This window comes from Neobacillus sp. NRS-1170, from assembly GCF_050468025.1.
The window spans coordinates 16794-35833 of sequence record NZ_JBITPF010000073.1 but is presented as its reverse complement, the minus strand read 5'-3'; the positions used below and the strand labels follow the sequence as shown (position 1 = coordinate 35833).

18 protein-coding genes and 2 pseudogenes are annotated in these 19040 nt (G+C 37.9%); 3 read left to right on the top strand and 17 right to left on the bottom strand.

Features of this window, described 5'->3' with window-relative positions; genetic code table 11:
• Positions 1–290 precede the first annotated feature (290 nt).
• The 6 genes and pseudogenes from ACIFOT_RS26830 to ACIFOT_RS26805 all read right to left on the bottom strand — a co-directional run bounded on the left by ACIFOT_RS26830 (position 291) and on the right by ACIFOT_RS26805 (position 3293).
• A pseudogene (locus ACIFOT_RS26830) lies at positions 291–624 on the bottom strand (DUF1048 domain-containing protein).
• Entirely contained in the window at positions 621–974 is a 354-nt protein-coding gene (locus tag ACIFOT_RS26825) for a DUF1048 domain-containing protein (RefSeq protein ID WP_430070300.1), read from the bottom strand. The pseudogene ACIFOT_RS26830 and the gene ACIFOT_RS26825 overlap by 4 nt, the downstream one beginning before the upstream one ends.
• A gap of 42 nt (positions 975–1016) precedes the next feature.
• Complete coding sequence (locus ACIFOT_RS26820; RefSeq protein ID WP_430070297.1) at positions 1017–1349, bottom strand: DUF1048 domain-containing protein; 333 nt, start codon at positions 1347–1349, stop codon at positions 1017–1019.
• Positions 1350–1364: 15 nt separating this feature from the next.
• Positions 1365–1685: pseudogene (locus ACIFOT_RS26815) on the bottom strand (PadR family transcriptional regulator).
• Between the two features lie 180 nt (positions 1686–1865).
• A complete protein-coding gene (locus ACIFOT_RS26810; protein WP_430070294.1) occupies positions 1866–2468 on the bottom strand; it encodes a DedA family protein in 603 nt (200 codons plus the stop codon).
• 402 nt (positions 2469–2870) lie between these two features.
• Positions 2871–3293 carry a CBS domain-containing protein gene (locus ACIFOT_RS26805; protein ID WP_430070291.1) on the bottom strand — a complete coding sequence of 141 codons (423 nt, stop codon included), beginning with the start codon at positions 3291–3293 and terminating at the stop codon, positions 2871–2873.
• A gap of 159 nt (positions 3294–3452) precedes the next feature.
• Here ACIFOT_RS26805 and ACIFOT_RS26800 point away from each other — a divergent pair, with 159 nt between their 5' ends.
• Both ACIFOT_RS26800 and ACIFOT_RS26795 read left to right on the top strand, forming a co-directional pair.
• The gene (locus tag ACIFOT_RS26800; protein ID WP_430070288.1) at positions 3453–4076 is read left to right on the top strand and encodes a LysE family translocator; all 624 of its coding nucleotides are present in this window, start codon (positions 3453–3455) and stop codon (positions 4074–4076) included.
• 190 nt (positions 4077–4266) lie between these two features.
• Entirely contained in the window at positions 4267–4518 is a 252-nt protein-coding gene (locus ACIFOT_RS26795; RefSeq protein ID WP_430070285.1) for a hypothetical protein, read from the top strand.
• A gap of 113 nt (positions 4519–4631) precedes the next feature.
• Here ACIFOT_RS26795 and ACIFOT_RS26790 read toward each other — a convergent pair whose 3' ends face one another.
• From ACIFOT_RS26790 to ACIFOT_RS26740, 11 genes are all read right to left on the bottom strand, one after another.
• Positions 4632–5597 (bottom strand): ABC transporter ATP-binding protein, encoded by a 966-nt coding sequence (locus ACIFOT_RS26790; protein ID WP_430070282.1) that lies wholly within the window; start codon positions 5595–5597, stop codon positions 4632–4634.
• Positions 5594–6571, bottom strand: coding sequence for an ABC transporter ATP-binding protein (locus tag ACIFOT_RS26785; RefSeq protein ID WP_430070279.1), 978 nt, complete (start codon positions 6569–6571; stop codon positions 5594–5596). Before ACIFOT_RS26785 ends, ACIFOT_RS26790 begins: the two co-directional genes overlap by 4 nt.
• Positions 6572–6581: 10 nt before the next feature.
• A complete protein-coding gene (opp4C, locus tag ACIFOT_RS26780; protein ID WP_430070276.1) occupies positions 6582–7505 on the bottom strand; it encodes an oligopeptide ABC transporter permease in 924 nt (307 codons plus the stop codon).
• An 11-nt stretch (positions 7506–7516) separates the two neighbouring features.
• On the bottom strand, positions 7517–8473 hold the full coding sequence (locus ACIFOT_RS26775) for an ABC transporter permease (RefSeq protein WP_430070273.1): 957 nt from the start codon (positions 8471–8473) through the stop codon (positions 7517–7519).
• Positions 8474–8525: 52 nt separating this feature from the next.
• Positions 8526–10196 carry an ABC transporter substrate-binding protein gene (locus ACIFOT_RS26770; RefSeq protein WP_430070359.1) on the bottom strand — a complete coding sequence of 557 codons (1671 nt, stop codon included), beginning with the start codon at positions 10194–10196 and terminating at the stop codon, positions 8526–8528.
• Positions 10197–10936: 740 nt separating this feature from the next.
• The gene (locus ACIFOT_RS26765; RefSeq protein WP_430070270.1) at positions 10937–11515 is read right to left on the bottom strand and encodes a GNAT family N-acetyltransferase; all 579 of its coding nucleotides are present in this window, start codon (positions 11513–11515) and stop codon (positions 10937–10939) included.
• Positions 11516–11552: 37 nt separating this feature from the next.
• Positions 11553–13124 (bottom strand): hypothetical protein, encoded by a 1572-nt coding sequence (locus tag ACIFOT_RS26760; protein WP_430070267.1) that lies wholly within the window; start codon positions 13122–13124, stop codon positions 11553–11555.
• 264 nt (positions 13125–13388) lie between these two features.
• On the bottom strand, positions 13389–13580 hold the full coding sequence (locus tag ACIFOT_RS26755) for a hypothetical protein (RefSeq protein WP_430070265.1): 192 nt from the start codon (positions 13578–13580) through the stop codon (positions 13389–13391).
• 366 nt (positions 13581–13946) lie between these two features.
• The gene (locus ACIFOT_RS26750; protein WP_430070263.1) at positions 13947–15302 is read right to left on the bottom strand and encodes a TrkH family potassium uptake protein; all 1356 of its coding nucleotides are present in this window, start codon (positions 15300–15302) and stop codon (positions 13947–13949) included.
• 600 nt (positions 15303–15902) lie between these two features.
• Positions 15903–16661: an SDR family oxidoreductase gene (locus ACIFOT_RS26745; RefSeq protein WP_430070261.1), complete on the bottom strand. Its 759-nt coding sequence runs from the start codon at positions 16659–16661 to the stop codon at positions 15903–15905.
• A gap of 30 nt (positions 16662–16691) precedes the next feature.
• Positions 16692–18212, bottom strand: a complete 1521-nt coding sequence (locus ACIFOT_RS26740) for a DHA2 family efflux MFS transporter permease subunit (RefSeq protein ID WP_430070258.1) — start codon at positions 18210–18212, stop codon at positions 16692–16694.
• A 202-nt stretch (positions 18213–18414) separates the two neighbouring features.
• On the opposite strand from ACIFOT_RS26740, the gene ACIFOT_RS26735 reads away from it, so the two are divergent.
• Complete coding sequence (locus tag ACIFOT_RS26735; protein WP_430070254.1) at positions 18415–18993, top strand: TetR/AcrR family transcriptional regulator; 579 nt, start codon at positions 18415–18417, stop codon at positions 18991–18993.
• Positions 18994–19040: the final 47 nt, after the last annotated feature.

Here is a 19040-nt window from a genome sequence, read left to right as displayed (position 1 = left end):
TCACCTTACTACTAAAATTTTTCTATTACCATTTGGTTACGTTTATGTCTTATGTCCATCCCTTATTAATATCTGGATTGACATTTTCTGTTTCCTAAAAAAATTTCATCATTTCAACTTTTTAGAGAGAAAATATTGTCATCTTACCATCCCTGTGACATTCACCGGTATTCTTGGTTTTTCAATAAAAAAGGTCCACTCTCTTTATTAAGAGACAAGACCTTAAAACTTTTAGTTGGATTTTACTTAGGCAAAAGTTTGATAGAATTTTGCCGTCAAGTACTACGTTTCTATTTTTTCATAGCCTTATCGACTTTTTGATTGACCGATTCTTGATAGAGATCAGCGTAAGTTTTTGAATCTTCAATCAGCGCATCGCAGAAAGCAGCAACATCTGTTCCTGTGACTTCAAGCACGCCTTTCCCAGCAGCTGCGCCTTCTTCAAAGAAGCTGAGAATTTCCGAGAGCAGTCCGATACCTTCGTTTAGCTCAACAGGACCGACTTTGAAGAGATATTTTTGGATCTCTTTATAGACAATTTGGTAATCTTGTGGAAGCGCTTTGACACGCGCAACATGGGCTCTCCATTTTTTTTTTGCCTTCGATGATTTCTTTGATACTCATTTCAGTCCTCCTAATTTTCTTGCTACGTTCTTGTTGAGTTGGTCACGCCATTTATCTCGATAAGTTTTTGCGCCTTCGTCACCAACAAGCGCTGCGCAGAAGCCTTTGATATCATCTCCTAGTACTTCTTCGACGCTCTGGCCGTCTGCTGATGTAACTTCAAGCAGTTCAAGAGCACTGTCAAGAATCGACATCAGATTACGACCAGTGAAATCTCCGTGAATCCAGAGATTGCTTCCAATTTCTTTCCAAGCAATTTGATATTCGGCTGGCAAGACTTTTGCTCGTGCTTCAAAACCTTTCATTTCTTTAGTCATATCGCTGCCGGTTATTTTTTCTAAAAAGTTCATTGTAGTCTCCTTTAAGATACTAAGCTGTTCAGCAAAGTTCTATTATTTAATCGCATCGTTGAGTTTTTGACGTTGCTTATCAACCCACGATTTTGCATCAATGACGAGATTATCACAGAAGGCTGCTACGTCGTTTCCAGTAACTTCTTTAACGCGCTTGCCATCGGCTGCGGCTTCTTCAAGAAGGTCGATGATGTGATTAAAGACGAATTTCGTTTCTTGCCAATCCATCACGCCGCCAGTGTTCCAGAGATACTTTTGCATCGCTTTGTAGGCGTTGTAGTAGTCTTCAGGTAAAGCTTTTGCGCGGTTTTCCATTTCACGCCATGCTTTCTTTTCGCTAAAATCTCCAAAGATTTTTTCTAAAATACTCATGTTTGTTCTCCTCCTTTATTTTGCTTTTAATTCGTTTAGTTTGCTTGAAACAAAGTTCCATTTGGCCCAGAAATTTTCCAGTTCTTGCTAGCCAGCTTCATTGAGCCGATAAAATTTCCGCGGTGGGCCCATCGTGGATGACTTTTTCTCAATATCCACGAGTTTATTTTTTTCGAGCCGCATCGTGATGGTGTAAACTGTTCCCTCCACAATGTCGCTAAAGCCCAGTGCTCGCAGCTGCTGCGTGATTTCATAGCCGTAAGTTTCTCCACGGCTGATGATTTCAAGCACACAACCCTCAAGCACTCCTTTCAGCATTTCCGTGATATTTTCCAATTTTTCACTTCCATTTATATTTTACTTATATTTTTTTCAGAACTCTGTAACACAGGTATTTTGTGTTACTTATATTTAGTGTTACAGACTACTAGTATATAGTATTACTAAATAGTATCAATTGTCAATAAAACTTTTCGTCAAAAAAGCCCATTATTACTGCATCAAAGGTTTTTTTCTTCACCCACTTCTAAATTGGTTTCTTCTCCTCCAATATAGATAAAAGGCGATTGCAAGGACCACAAATAACATAATGAAATAGATACTATATTTTGAAATATAAACTTCCACCAAGCCCCATTTTTCTCCTAGCACTCTTCCTAATGTGATGAAAGCAAAACTCCAAAGTATTGCGCCGGCATAGGCATACACAACAAATTTTTTAAAAGGAAAACTATTTATAGCTGCAACATAAGCAGCAAGATGGCGAACTCCTGGAATAAAATAGCCTATTAAGATAAGAGTGGGGCCGACTTTTTTAAATAATTTCCTTGTTCTATTGATTTTATCTTCCGTAATGTGGATTTTAGGACCAAACTTATTTAATAATGGCAAACCGAATTTATAACCTATAAAGTAACTAAGTGAAATACCTCCTGCTGCACCAGCAAATGCGCTTAACAAAGACGGTATGTAAGATAATTTACCTTGAAACACATTATAACCAACATAGGTTAAAAGAACTTCATCGGGAATAGGGAGTCCGACTATTCCTCCGATCAACACGATAATGATTCCGAAATAGCCAAAATGTTCGATAAGATAATCCACATGCTGCTCCATTAACATCCCACCTAGAAAATATTTATTTTTAAAAATAAAGCTGCTGAAATTCAGTTTGCTTTTTGATGATTGAGGAGCGCTATCCGCCAATTGACTCGCCTTATCCACTGATTGGAGTACGCTATCCGATAATTGAGTTTGCTTTTTGATGATTAGGGGGCGCTATCCGCCAATTGACTCGCTTTATCCGTTGATTGGAGCACGCTATCCGATAATTGAGTTTGCTTTTTGATGATTAGGGGGCGCTATCCGCCAATTGACTCGCCTTATCCACTGATTGGAGCACGCTATCCGATAATTGAGTATTCTTTTAAGCCTTAACACTATCTGTTAAAGTAGCATCTGACTTTTTTTTCAAAATAAAAAAATGCCCTTTAAATCTCGAGGGCATTTAAAATACAATTAATGGATTTGTTCAGAAATATGACTTAATGCTTCCCCAGCTTCATTAACGTGAATATTTACTGTTGCCAGATCACCTATTGAACAAATCCCTACCATCTCTCCATTTTCAACAACTGGAATTCGTCGAATTTGATGCTCAGACATCATGCGAGCACATTCATGGATATCCAAATCAGGTGAGCAAGTAATTACATCACTGGTCATACAATCATGACAATGAACTGTTTTGCAATCTTTTTCTTCCGCTACGCAAGTTATGACAATATCCCGGTCAGTGATCATTCCTACAACTTTTTTGCCCTCACAAACCGGAACAGAACCACAGTTAACATCACGCATAATTTTAGCTGCTTCGGTAACGGGTGCGTGTGGTGCACACACCTTAACGTCGCTTGACATTATATCACGTACAATTGTCATACATTTTCCTCCTTAATTTTTTGATTACCACTGTAGTATTTGCTGCTCATAAATAAACTATTATTACCACTTTAAAAACTTTAAAGGACTTAGAAATTCATTCCAAACGCGACCCGTGTGTGGTATCTTAGAAGAAATTATGAAAGTTGGGGGCTAGTTATGGAGAACTTTTATCTGTTTGTTTTAATGTCGATCTTATTTGTTATTCTCCCTGGTCCTGATATTGGATTAATCACCCAAAACACCATTACCTCTGGAAAAAAAGGTGGAATAGCAACGGTTATTGGGATTTCATCGGGACTCATTATTCATACTTCAGCAGCAGTTTTTGGTCTTTCTGCTATTTTTGTAAAATCTGCCTTGTTATTTTCTATTTTTAAATACGTTGGTGCGGTATACCTCATTTATATAGGTGTAACATCAATATGGTCTTCAAAGAAAAATAAAGGCTCATCTGGTGACGACCATCAAATGAAATATAAGAACAAGTCTCCATTTCGCCAAGGTTTTTTGACGAACCTTCTTAATCCGAAAATAGCTGTCTTATTCCTTACATTTTTTCCACAATTTTTAACTACCGGCATGAAACCATTTTTGCAATTTCTCATGATGGGACTTACTTATACAGTTTTAACGATTATTTGGTCTATCGTGTATGTGAATTTAATTAATTACATCAGTTCTTGGATGAAAAAACCTTCTACTCAGCGAGCCATTGAAAGAATTTCAGGATTTGTTGTTTTGGGATTTGGAATAAAACTTGCTATAGAAAGAAGACCATAGATACACTGGCATAATTTTAAGAAGGTGGATTGTAGGTTATAGGGTGAAGTCGATTATCAAACATTCCATATTTTATTATAACGAAATCATAATGTTTTTAATTTTTACACAACTTTAACATAAATTATATGCGAATAATAGTATAATTATTGAAAAGGCATACAATTGTTGGAGTTTGAGGTGAATAAAAATGGATTTCTATGAAAAGTTACCTGATGAGTTATTAATTCGTTTTTACTATGAAATTATTAATAATATTGAAAAAGGTATTCTTACGAAAAATATGTATTATGAAATAGGTATAATTATTTCTGTTGCTAATCGGAGAGGAATTTCCTTAGACCAACCTTCTGATTTATATGAAGTGATCAATCAGCAAGCCTTAAATGATTTATTAAAATCAGAACAAGTTGGTACAAGATGTAGTTCTCAGATTGCGTAGCCCTTATTTGTTTAATGTTATAATTAGATGTAAATTTACAAAGTAAATTTTTTTCTTTATTAAATAACCCAATTTCTCAGAATTAAAAGGAGAAATTGGGTTATTTAACATCGTTATACATAATGACATGCAACAAAATGCTCTCTGTTTACTTCACGGTATTCTGGTATTTTTTCGGAACACAAATTAGTTGCTGCTGGACATCTTGTTCGAAATTTACAACCGGAAGGCGGATTAATGGGACTTGGAATATCCCCTTTTAATAGAATACGTTCTCTTTTAGCCGTTGGATCTGGAATTGGAACAGCTGAAAGGAGTGCTTTAGTATAAGGGTGTAGTGGTTGATTAAATAGGTCTTCTTTTGATGCTAATTCCACAATATTACCTAAATACATAATGGCAATTTTCGTACATAAATGTTCGACCACACTTAAATCATGGGAAATAAACAAGTATGAAAGCCCATTTTCCCTTTGGAGGTCACTAAAAAGATTAATGATTTGAGCTTGAATAGATACATCAAGGGATGCAACAGGTTCATCCATCACAATAAATTCAGGATTTAAGGCCATGGCACGGGCAATGACAATACGCTGCCTTTGACCTCCGGAAAATTCATGTGGGTACCGATCAATATGGAAAGGGGATAAACCACACTTTTCCATAACCTCTAACACATGCTCGCGGACCTCTTGTTTTGAAACAATCCCGTGTTCCACTACGGCTTCACCAATAGCTTCACCTACCCTAATTCTTGGGTTTAAGGAACTAAATGGATCTTGGAAAACCAGTTGTGTTTGGACACGTAATTGGCGTAGTTCTTTTTTTGAAAGCTCAAAAATGTCCTTTCCCTTATATTTTACTTCTCCTGCTGTTTTATCTTGAATACGTAATATGGTTTTGCCTATGGTAGACTTACCGCTTCCTGATTCACCTACCAGGCCGAAGACTTCCCCTTTTTTAATCGTAAAACTTACACCATCAACTGCTTTAACTGAATCGCTAAATTTTTTAAACAAACCCTTTGAAGAAGTATAATATTTTTTTAGATTATTAACCTCTAGTAATGTATCACTCATCTTGCACCTTCCTTATACACCCAGCACGCCGTCTTTTGATATTGACCTACATCCGTTAAAACTGGCTGTTTCCTACGGCAAATTTCCTTGACATGCTCACATCGATCAGCGAAATAGCATCCATCTTTTAAATCTGTTAAATTAGGTACTTGACCTGCTATTGTATATAGTCGTTCCTTTCGTTCGCCTATGACAGGTTTAGCTTTGAGTAAACCTTTTGTGTAAGGGTGCTTCGGGTTGGCGAAAAGTTCAAGAACAGGTCCTTCTTCTACTACTTTTCCTGCATACATGACAATCACATAATCTGCCATTTCGGCCACGACCCCTAAATCATGGGTTATTAATAATATAGATGTGTTAAACTCTTTTTTAACGTCTCTTAGTAAATCCAAAATTTGAGCTTGTATCGTAACATCCAATGCAGTTGTTGGTTCATCCGCAATAATTAGTTTCGGGTTACAACTAAGGGCAATAGCAATCATAATCCGCTGCAGCATCCCCCCACTTAATTCATGAGGATAAAGCTGAATGATTTTTTCTGCATTGGGAATTCCCAACATCGTAATTAGCTCTTTTGCTTTTTTATATGCATCCTTTTTACTGAGTAATAGATGTTCCATAATCGGCTCAATCATTTGTTCCCCAATAGTAAAAACGGGATTTAAAGAAGTCATTGGCTCTTGAAAAATCATGCCAATTTCATTCCCTCTGAGACGGCGGATCTCCTTTTTCGTTAATTGCAATAAATTATTACCAGCAAAATGAATTTCTCCACCTTCTACATTTCCATTCTCAGGAATGAGCTGCATCAAAGATAATGCGGTTATACTCTTACCACAGCCAGACTCGCCAACGATACAAACAGTTTCACCTTCACGGATGGAGAAGCTAACGTCATTCACAGCTTGAACGATGCCGTTTTCTGTGTGAAAGTTCGTGACAAGATGGTTTACTTCTAACAACATTTCACTCATAACTCCTCACCTACCTTCTTAATTTTGGATCAAGCGCGTCTCTTAGCCCGTCTCCAAGCAGATTGATCGAAACCACTGTTAGGAATATGGCTGTCCCTGGTGGAATCCAAAGCCAAGGCCGTTTCCTGAAATCCATAAAATTATTGGCTGCATCCATCATATTTCCCCAAGACGGTGTGGGGGGAACAACACCGAGCCCGAGATAACTAAGAGCCGATTCGCTTAGTATCGATCCTGCCACATTTAAGGTCGCTACAACAAGGAGGATAGGGACCGTGTTTGGTATAAGATGATGGAATATTTTACGACGGTCACTTAAACCGAGCACCTCTGTTGCTTGCATAAAAGGCTGCTCCTTTAAAGATAAAATTTGCCCCCTCACTAGGCGGGCTAGACCTGGCCACCCAACGAAGCTGAGCATAATCATGATGAGATATAGTCGATATTCAGCCGGTACCTTCCATTCAGATAGTATGGCTCCCATCATCAACAGGAGTGGTAAACCAGGAATGGACATCAATATATCCGCTAATCTCATAATCACTAGATCGACAATTCCACGATAAAAACCTGAAATGGCACCTAAAAAACTGCCAATGATAATAGATAAGAACATGGCGGCAATCCCAATCGTTAACGATATTTGTCCTGCCATCATTAATCTTGTCAGAACATCCCTCCCATAACTATCCGTCCCTAGCCAATGTGATGCACTAGGAGGCTGGTTCATATTGGCTACGTCGGTTCTGTCAAGTATGTATGGAGAGAAGTACGGCCCGATAAAGCTAAGCAAAAACATAAATACCAGAAAAAAAAGGCTGACCATCGCCATTTTATTCTTCTTTAAGCGATGATAAGTCTGCTTCCATAAAGATGGCGATTTAACTTTTGACTTCGAAATTTGTTGTTTTACAAGTAAGCTTTGTGTTTCCATTTCATTTCCTCCTATCTCAACCGAATTCTTGGATCAACCGCTGCATAGGTAACATCTGCCAAAAAGTTTCCAATGATAGTCAGACAAGATAAAAACATTGTAAAGGCCATTAAAACGGGATAGTCGCGGAAACTAACAGATTCTAGTTGAATTCTTCCAACCCCCGGCCAATTGAAGATTTGCTCCATGATAATCGCTCCGGAAAAAAGACCGGGCAGTTCAAATGCAAGAAGTGTAATCGCTGGAAGTATCGCGTTTTTTAAAGCATGTTTAAAAATAACGACACGTTCTTTCAAGCCTTTTGCCCTAGCTGTCCTAATATAATCCAGGCGAATCACTTCAAGCATTCCTGTTCTAAAATATCGAGTCAAAGATCCGACACTTAAAAGTGTTAAGATGGTTACTGGAAGAATCATATGTTTTCCCACTTCAACTAAATAGGAAAATCCTGTATTATCACTGCCCGTATCAATCATTCCTCCAATTGGCAATATCTGAAGGTCCACTCCAAACCATTTAATAAAGAGCAAACTAATGAAGAAGGATGGAAACGACATCGCTGCAAACACCAAAAATGTTACGGCACCATCAAACCATGAGTATTGCTTGATCGCAGATAATACACCCGTTAATAAAGCAATGGACCACGTTAATATGAGAGCAAAAATGGCAACAAAAAAAGAATTCCAGACATATTTATTTAAAAGTGATAGGACTTTTTCCTGATGTTTCAATGAGTAGCCGAAATCTCCATGAAGAGCATTTCTAAGCCAGTTTAAATATCTGTGTAAAATAGGTTGGTCCAGGCCGTATAGTGACTTTAATTCTTGTGCCCTTTGCGGTGTCAAACTAATATTAGAATCAATGAAGTCGCCTGGAAGAATAGCAAACAAGAAGAAGATAATAAAAGATGTTCCAAATAATATCACGATCATTTGTAAAAATCGCTGTAATACATACTGTTTCATTTGAACTCTCCTAACATTGAAAGTGCCTAGCTTTTGGCCAGGCACTCCATCATTACTTTTTAATCGAAATGTTTGGTAAGCTAGCACCGATGCCTGTGTAATTATCAGGAATTAAACCTTGGATTTGACCACTAATGGCTCTTGCACTTTGACGGTAATGAACCAAAATGACAGGCGGATCTTCATTCAATTCTTTATATAACTCATGGTAGATTTCTTTACGTTTTTCTATATCTAATGTATTTAGCCCTTTTTTGATTAGCTCATCTACCTTTGGATTCGAATAACCGGCAGCATTATTCGGGTTATTCGTAGCAAATTCTTCAACAGGGTCACTTGGATCTAAAATTTGTGAAGTCGATACGGACGCAAAGTCATAATCTTTTTTGTTTAATTTTGCTACTAAGGCATTAAAGTCCATAATCTCAGGTTCAAATTTAATACCAATATCCTCATAATTTTCCTTAGCAATTGGGATGATGGGGTCTTCCGCCGTTCTCGTTAGGTAGTGAATAACAAATGGTTTTCCGTCTTTTTCACGGATACCATCTTTTCCTTCCTTCCAACCTGCTTGATCTAGTAATTCTTTTGCTTTTCCAGGATTAAACTCATATTTATTAATACCTTTATCGTTATAAGCCCATGAAACCTTTGAAACTGGTATATTAGCGACTTCACCATAACTTTTGAATTTGACATCTACAATCTTTTGACGGTCCAAACCATAAATAAGCGCCTGCCGAACTTCCTTATCCTTAAACTGTGGACGAGAATTATTTACATAAATAAGGCCAAAGTCATTAACTGGACCTACTCGGACATTAGCAAATCCTAAGCTTTGCAATTGTCCTACTGTATCGTCATCTGCAGAGAAGCTAGCATAATCAAGCTCTCCTGTTTCAAATAATTGAAGTGATGTCGAAGTATCGATGACTTTAAAGATTAAATTTTTTGTCTTTGGTTTCCCTGCATAATAATGTTCGTTTGCCTCATAACGGATTTCTTGTCCTGGGACATATTTGATAAATTTGTATGGACCTGCTCCAAGCGGCTTTGAATAAAGATCCTTTAAATAATCAAGTTTTCCATATTCATAGTCTTTGCCATAATAGGCTTTTGATAACACTTGACCGCCTAATAGGAGCAGCGCCTTCGCGTTTACTTCCGTGGTTGTAATTTCAATAGTTTGCTTATCTTTTACTTTGATACCTTCAATTGTTTTTGCTTTTCCTTCTTTGTATTCCTTACCACCTTTAATGGCGGCAAGAGATATATCTTGGTATCCTTCATATGCTGGGTCATGCAGCAATGTTAAGGTAAAGGCAACATCATCCGCTGTTAAAGGAGAGCCATCACTAAATGTTAATCCTTTTCTTAAATGAAATGTATATGTAAGCTGGTCACTAGATACGTCCCACTTATCTGCTAGAATTCCAACAGGCTTGCCTTCTTTATCCAGGTTAACCAATGGAGCAAAAATAGGATCCGTGGCATTCCCATCCCACCCATTTTCATAGAAATACGGTAAAAAAACACCGCCGGGGGCTGATATTCCTGCAATAAATAAATCCTTTCGGGTTTTGGCCTTTTCTGGTAATGCTGAAAGGTTTGTTGCCTTAAATTCTTTTACCCCTGTGTCCTTGGCAGGCGTATTTACTTTCTTTTCTGGAACAGCAGATTGTTTTGAACTAGATGAGTCTAAAGCACAAGCTGAAAGAATCATCGCTAGAAAAATGATGCTTAGGAAACTTTTAAAACTCTTTTTCACTTATTCCACCCCTGTTTTTTGTCTTTTAAACAACCTTTTACTCAGTCATTCTCCTTGAATGACTGGCTAAATAGATTTGTTTAATACCCTCTTGAAAACATGACCAATAAAAACTGCAAGTCCTTCTAATGTAAATATGATCTCTACATGCCACCTCCCACCAATGAGTCAAATACTTTCCACATCACTGAACGTGATTTTAATAAAAAAGGCGCCTATTTGTTTGAAAAGCCTTTGGCGGTCCAATCGGCATATTTCATCATTTTTTCTTTCTATTCTGGTAAAACTAACAAAAAAGGCTCCTAATCTCATTTAATTGAGATAGGAGCCTTCGGTAGTCCGACCGGCTAAATAATTTCTTTTTACAAAGGTATTCTATGAAAAAAATATAGACAAATAGTGTAGTGCAGAATAATATGCTTCTCGAAATCCATTATCCTTACTTAACCTACTAGTTTACTCGGTTTTTTTCTTTCTAGACACAAATATAATGCCCGCTAGAGAAATTGTCAACCTAAATTTTGAAAAATATTGGAATTACTTAATTTCATGACTAAAAACAAGAAAAGGGTTGCCACAGCAACCCAATCTTGAACTCTTGCACCCGTTACTTCAATAAGGAAAAACGATTCTCCATTATTGAAGAATCGCACCATTGTTAAACAAATTCATTTCCAGATAATCAGTCAAATTGACTAGTCCTTGTCCTTTCCTTTAAACTGCTGCTCCCACTCCGACCGCAGCATTGCATATTGATACTCGTCCACCCACTGTCCCTTTGACATGTAGTTTTCCAACAAATGTCCTTCTCGCCTCATGCCTACACGTTCAAGCAGCCTGATGGAATTTTCGTTTCTAACATCCGTAAAGGCTATGACCTTGTGTTTTCCAAGACTATCAAATACATAACTCAATAACGCTCTCACCGCTTCACTGGCATAGCCCTTTCCCTGGTGCTCTTCGGCGAGGGTATAGCCAATTTCGACAATCCGAGGCTCAGCCAAAAGTGTGTGCAGCGCACAATCTCCGATTAATTGATTCGTCTCCGCTAAAGCAATGACAAACTGAAACCACGTGCCAGGTCGATTGGGTACACACTTCGATTGCTTTTCAACAAAAACTTCTGCATCGTGATGTTGATAATTCTCCCAAGACTGAAATTTAGCCACTTCGGGACTCGAACGATACAAATAAAAGGGCTCAACATCCTGTTGTGAAAATTGCCTCAAAATCAAGCGATTTGAACGCGCATAAATATGTTCGGGTATTTCCACTTTGTAACACTCTCCCTATTTTTTGAAAATCATACTATCACTGAAATTCTACATACTCAATGAAAGGTGGCTCCTTTAAGTGAGAGGTTTGGTCGTAAATAATGGACGCCAGCTCTCCGTAATCAATAAACGTTTCAGGAAGTGTGATTACTAATTCATTTTCCTTGTTGTAGATCGCAATAATATCTTTTTTAATCAAACCTAAAAATCCACTCTTTATTGTTTCAATGGTTACCTTTTTTATTTCGTGAAGCCGGACATTCATTCTCTCTCCATTCAATTCAACAAAAAGGGTATCGCCTTGAATGTAAAGTTTTTCGCTTTTATTCTCATATTCATAATGAATTTCGTTTTGTTGTTCCTCTTTATCCTTTTTTCTGCGATCCATAAATCTTTTCTTATGTTCCTCGATTGAGTATTGCTCAAATGGAACTTCATCAATATACGTGCCATCCCACATGAAAAGAGAATCATCTCCTTCCTCTAGAGCAAAAGCGCCAATCCACCCTGGCAGGTCTTCCCTCCCGTCTATTTTCAGTTTAGCTAAGTGATAACGTACGGGCTGCCCATAATGGTTTTGAGTATCAATATAATCGACAATGTTTACTTCCATAGGAACGTTTGGGTCATCCAGTGCATCAAGACTGTGAAAAAACAGATGTGTTCGCGCCACTGCAGGCTGTCTTTTTTCTAAAGGGTTTAAATGTTCTTTTCGTATCCGCATAAGTTCCCAATGAAATATGTCTGCTGATTCCAAGTTAGAGGCGCATTCTAACAATGTCGTGCTATCGACTTCAATATCCTTTTGCAAGGCTGTAATCGCAGCTCTCGTTTTTAAAATAGGATCCTTGAAAGATAAAGCTTCTGCAATCAAATTTTTCACTTCTTCTGAATAATAATAGACAAATAGCGATAAGTAGGTATCCATTTTATCCCGGCACTGCAAATAGCCAGCTTTCCAAGAATTGTAGACGTGCTGAATTGAGTATGAATCGTCATATTTTTGATAGTTATCTATTTCCTTTTTATAATCTTGTATTAATTGCGGATAAATCTCCTCTTTTTTAAATTGATAAAATACATCTTCCCGGTGTAAATGGGAGAGGAGTTCATATAACTCTTGTTTATAAAAATCATGCTTTATAAATCGATAAAACTTTTCAACCACTTTTACTGCCCATCCTGGATGTTCTTTTAGCGTTTCCACTAAAAGAGGGGAATCTCCGTTTTCCATTGTTTGTTCCAATATATCCATAAAGGTGGACAAGCTTTTGTCGTGCTCCAACTCAATCAAATAACTGAGTGCTCTCGCTTTTGCTGACCAGCTGAATCCATTAAAGTTTTCTTTTAGGCAATCGATAATCTCTTCGTTGCGGTAATCACATATAAAATCTATAAGGAAGTAACTAGGATCGTCCCACTCTCCTACTGACCTTGGGAATTCTTGAGCAGCTGTTTCAACTAGTTCTACGATGATATCAACATTAACGTCCTCTTCATTATCTACTTTTAATTGTTCTAAGAGACTTAAAGCTTCATATCGGACTTCGGGATCTGGGTTTTGGATTTGATTTTTAATGTTTTTTAACTTTTTTTCAATTGAAGGCAAATTTATCACTCCTATTTTTTTAATTGAGTTAGATGTTGTAAAAATTTTATTTAAAACGACTATTCAGTTTATTTTACTGTATAATTACTTAACATAACAGATTTTCAGCAAAATTTGTTGGATTAATATAATACGAAAATCAAAATAAGATGAAGAAGTTTATATGAGTAAATAGACAGAGGTGGGATTCAGCAGTCACTTCAGGACTATACGGTACAAACAAAAAAAGGGATGCGGTATGGATGCTCCCTGGTAATATCATGTTTACAAATACTGTTTTTTATTTCTTACATAAAGGTATTTATAGATTACTGCAATAATGGAACCGACTAAAAATCCTAACAAAACAACACTTAATATTTCGGTGAAACTTAGCGGCTCCTTTTGAAAAAATAAGCATACGAGAATCATAATTAACGAAGGTATAACATTCCATAAGAAAAATCCCTTTTTCAAAGCCCCTCCTCCTTTTATAACATATTTTACCATAAATCTAGTTTAAGAATTTGTTTTTCTACACCAATCGATTATTTTCGGGGAAATTCTGTATGTGCTTTACTATTCAAACGATTGATTAAAACTCCTAATAACCGCGCCATTAAATGTTTTATATGATGAAAGCCTATCGAAAATTGCTTGAAGAATTACCAGAAAAATCAACAACAACCTAGTAAAAATGACTATTTTTCATTAATCCGTCAGAATTCAATAGGCTTCCCAAATCTTCGCCTTTAATCAAACGTTTAATTAAAGTGGTCTCCTACCCTCATCAATACTGGCTTCTTCTTTTAAAATGGGGTAGAAGAATGTCGAAGGAAGCTATTAACCAATAATAATTCGCTCTTTTGGATATTGATAATTCGCTTTAATCGGATTTCCTCCCATAATTATTAAAAATGTAAAGATACCGATTCTCCCAATGAACATTAACATCATAATGATAATTTTGCCCATGATGCTTAATTTCGCCGTGATCCCCATGGAAAGCCCGACAGTTCCAAAAGCAGATGCCACTTCAAAAATGATTTCCATTAATGAAAAATTCGGTTCCAAGATCGTAAGGATGATGGTGCTGACACAACAGAGCATCATAGCTGTAGCAATGACGATATAGGACTTGATGACGTCCTCCGTGGCGATTTCTCTTTTAAAAATTTTTATCGTCGTCGTTCCGTTAGCGAAATAATAGATACTCATTAACATAATCGCAAAAGTAGTCGTTCTTATTCCTCCTCCGGCACTGCTTGGAGAGGTCCCGATAAACATAAGAATGCTCAAAATAAAAAGGGTAGGAGTGGAATATTCCTTAATTTCCATTGTACTTAGCCCGCCATTTCGAGACGACACAGAATAAAAAAGGGAATGGAAAAAAGCTTCATGCCAAGTTTTATCGGCAAAGTAATGATTATATTCACATAGATAGATCAAAATAGCGCCTATTATGATCAATACAAAAAATGTCAGGGTCGTGATTTTTGTAAATAAGGAAAACTTATATGGTGTTTTCCCTCTATGTTTAAAGAAATGAATCACTTCCATCAGCACAGGGAAACCAATCGCTCCTACGATTAGCAGCACCATCGTCAGCATTAACACAAAATAATCGTTGGCAAATGGAACCAATGATTCACCTGTAATATCAAATCCTGCATTCGTTGCTGCACTGACTGCTGCAAAGAAACCTTGTAAAAAAGCTTCCTGCCAGGTAGGAAAGTATTTTAAAAAATAAATGCCAAAAATAATGCCCCCTATTACTTCCATGATGATAAATAGGAACAGGATATTTCTGATAAGTTTAATGATTCCAGAAAAAGATGAAAGGTTTTGATCCGTCATAATCAGCATTCTGTCTCTTATTCCTATCCGTCTCCCCATTAAAAGCCAAATCGTGGTTCCAAGAAACATAAGGCCGATTCCGCCAAATTGCAAAATGATCGCAAAAATAATGGTTCCTGGAACACTGAGAACCTCATTGATCGGAATGGTAGATAACCCTGTTACACTAACGGCACTTACCGCAGTAAATAAGGCATCAATAAACGTGATTTTAGCATTGGGCTGTAGGGTTATCGGCAGCATTAATAATATGGTCGAGACAACCACTGCTAGCAGGTAATAAATAAATATGAGTTGGGCAGGTTTTAGTGACTTCTTCTTTTTCTTAGTTAGACTGTTCATGGTTCACCATTTCTTTTAAATTCATTTTTACAGCTTTAATATGATAAGCAAGGTGATTTCCTTTTTATTATAGATTTAGCATCAAGAATAATACAAACCGTAGTCATATCTTTCTTCTGTTGGCATAAAAAAATCGCCGGAGTTGAACTGCACCAAAATTGTTAGACACAAAACTAACAATGCCATAATCAAAAACTCATATGAATAGCCCTCAACTGGCATTAGTTGAGGCAAAATGATTAATCAACTGACCCTTTGCCAAGCTTTGTCTATTTTTTTGGGGGTTTTGTCTATTTATTGGGGTGTTTTGTTCATTTTTGAGGACACTTTGTCTATTTTTTTAAGGAGTTTGTCTATTTTTTTAATAGTTTTGTCCCTTTAACCAAAAAAAGGAAAAATGAATTCATAAGTTTAATCCCTACACATATGCTTTGGACATTTTTGAGGGCACATTGGACTTTTTTTTAAGTACATTGGACTTTTTTTGGACCTCTTTGGATAATTTTTCGGACCGTTCGGACAATTAGTCAAAAAATGGAAACCAAGATCCCCACCAAGAAAAAACCGTCAGGGCAAAATCCCCGACGGTCTTTATAAAAATTAATACGCTGTCCAGCCTGCATCCCCGGTAATAACGGTTCCATTCACAAAGCTTGATTCATCAGAAGCAAGAAAAAGAGCTATATTGGCAATTTCTACTGGTTTACCCACACGTGGATTTATTCCTAATCCAGCCTGAATGCGTCCCATGCCGAATTCGTTAATACCCGTCATAGAAGCACCGATGTTTGTTTCCACTCCGCCTGGTGCAATCGCGTTACAACGAATACCTTTTTCTGCGTACATGAATCCCGTATTTTTTGTAAAACCAACCACTGCATGCTTGGAAGCCGTATAGGCGGCCCCAGCTCTCGCGCCTTGAAGTCCGCCAGCCGAAGCAACATTAATAATCACGCCGGATTGTTTTTCTAAAAAGATCGGCAAGGCTTTGCGTGTTGCTCGCATAACACTTGTCGTATTTATCGCAAAAATACGCTCCCATTTCTCATCGTCTATATCACCGGCAGGTTCAAAGTTATCCATGATGCCAGCATTATTGACTAAGATGTCTAAGGTTCCGAAAGTATCAACGGCAGTGTCAATCAGGTTTTGAATATCTTCTTCTTTCCCAACATTGGCCATCACCGCTATGGCTTCCCCTCCAATTAACTTAATTTCTTCCACTGTTTTATTGGCTGCTTCTATGTTTATATCAGAAACGACTACTTTCGCTCCTTCTTTCGCATAAAGAATAGCAATCGCTTTACCCATACCAGATGCAGCACCCGTTACTACCGCTACCTTATTTTCAAGTCTCATATCTATTCCTCCCATTAGATTCATTTTTTTCTAAGCTTCGTTTGCTATTGCCTTTTTTAACTGGGCCTTGGACTCCACTTTGGAAGTCTGTTTAATTTTCTTGATAAAGAAGGAAAGAAGTAATCCGATGATGCCGATTCCGACAATGACAAGATAGGCATCATTAATACCTTGTATAGAGGCTTCCTTAATCATCTGCACTTGGGTCAAGCCTTTCGCTGCTGCAGTTGGAATCATATCCTGCAGATGTGATTTTGTACGGTCTGTCATAACCGTAACCAGAAGCGAAGTACCGACTGCCCCGGCAACCTGCCGGATGGTATTGGATATGGCCGTTCCGTGTGCATTTAACTGCTGTGGCAATTGATTTAAACCAGCGGTCTGTATAGGCATCATCATCAAGGCCATCCCAATTCTGCGCCCTGTTGACATGAGAACTAAATAGGTAAAACTTGTTGAGTCAGTCAAGTTTGTAAAGCCAAGCGTTGTAGCAATAGTAATGATCATTCCGATAACGGCCAGCCATTTCGCGCCAAAGCGATCGAACAGCTTGCCGGTAACAGGCATCAGGAATCCCATGATTAATGCTCCAGGAAGAAGGAGAAGACCTGATTCTATCGGTGTGTATCCACGGACATTCTGAAGGTATAGCGGCAGCAGCATCATATCGGCATACATCACCATTGTCACGGCGATATTGATGATGGTCGTTAAAGTGAACATATTGTACTTAAACGCCCGCAAATCCAGCAGTGGATTTTTTGACTTCAGCTCCCTCCATGAAAAAAGGACAAGGGCCAAGACGCCAACTGCAATGGTAATCAGCACCTCCGAGTTGGACCATCCAAGGCTTCCAGCTCGGCTGAAACCATAAAGTAATGACCCGAAACCAATCGTTGAGAGGGTGACAGCCAGAATATTAAATTTTGTCTTAATTCGATCTGATACATTTCGCAGATAAATGAAGCCCAATATTATGACAAGGACAGCAAAGGGAATCATTCCATAAAACATTGTTTCCCATTTGTAATTTTCCATAATGTAGCCGGCAAGTGTCGGCCCAATCGCAGGGGCGAAAATGATCGCAAGTCCGACCATTCCCATGGCTGCTCCTCTTTTTTCTGTAGGGAATAGTGTCAGAATGACATTCGTAAGCAGCGGCATAATGATTCCAGCACCTGCAGCCTGAATCAAACGACCGGTTAACAAGACCGGAAATCCGGTTGCTAAAGCCGATACGATTGTTCCTGCTAAAAATATAAACATGGAAGCTTGAAAAAGCTCACGGGTTGTAAATCGCTGCATTAAATAGGCCGTTATCGGAATTAAGATGCCGTTTACCAGCATGTAACCTGTTGTTAACCATTGTGCAGTTGCGGCTGATATGTTAAAGTCGACCATCAGTTCAGGAACGGCGACGCTCATGAGTGTTTGGTTTAATGTTGCTATGAAAGCTCCCAAAATCAAGATAAACATGATAGGACCTTTTTTTATGGAATTGGTGTCTGTAATAGAATTTTTGCTCAATCCATTTTCCTTCCTTTCTAACATTTATGTGAACTTTTTTACAACGTGTTGAATAATTAACATTGTATAAATTATATTATAGTTAGATAGTTGGTAATGACAACAGACAATTCCTGACGAAGTGTATATTAGTTATCACTTTTGTGAGTTATGTTGTTAATACGGAAGATAATAGACACAACTGGAATAATTGTAAATTTCCAATTAGAGGGAAAGGTGATTAGACATGACGGATGAAAATGCACGCGTCGATCCTCGGATACTTCGGACGCGGCAATTAATTAAGGAGGCTTTAATAGATTTGCTTCAGGAGATGGAACTAAATAAAATAACCGTTAATCGGATTGCAGAACGTGCAACGATCAACCGTGTTACGTTTTATCTGCATTATCGTGACATTCAAGACATGCTGGAGAAAATGGCGCAGGAAATGGCCGAGGATATTGAGGATATTATGAGGAGTTCAACTAATAAGGAATCCACCGGTGAAACCGATTCGTTGATGCTCGAAAGCCTGCTTGAACATATAGCCGAGAATGCTAAATTCTATAAAGTGGTTCTTGGTACCAGAAGGACACCCATTTTTACAGAGAGGTTATTAAAAATTCTTACGGAAGCCATAACAAAGAGAACAGAGAGCAGCTCCTTTCGCGATGCTGCCGGTATTCAAAGGGATGTGGCTATCTGGTATGGTTCCTCTGCCCTTATCGGTACGATTGTGTCTTGGCTGCGTAACGATATGCCTTATACACCGCAATATCTTGCCAAGCAGTTGAGTATGCTTTTTCGAATTGGGGGAAAGTAGCTGAAATTCGGTTTACGGAGTTGGAAGAATAAACCTGATTTCCCTTA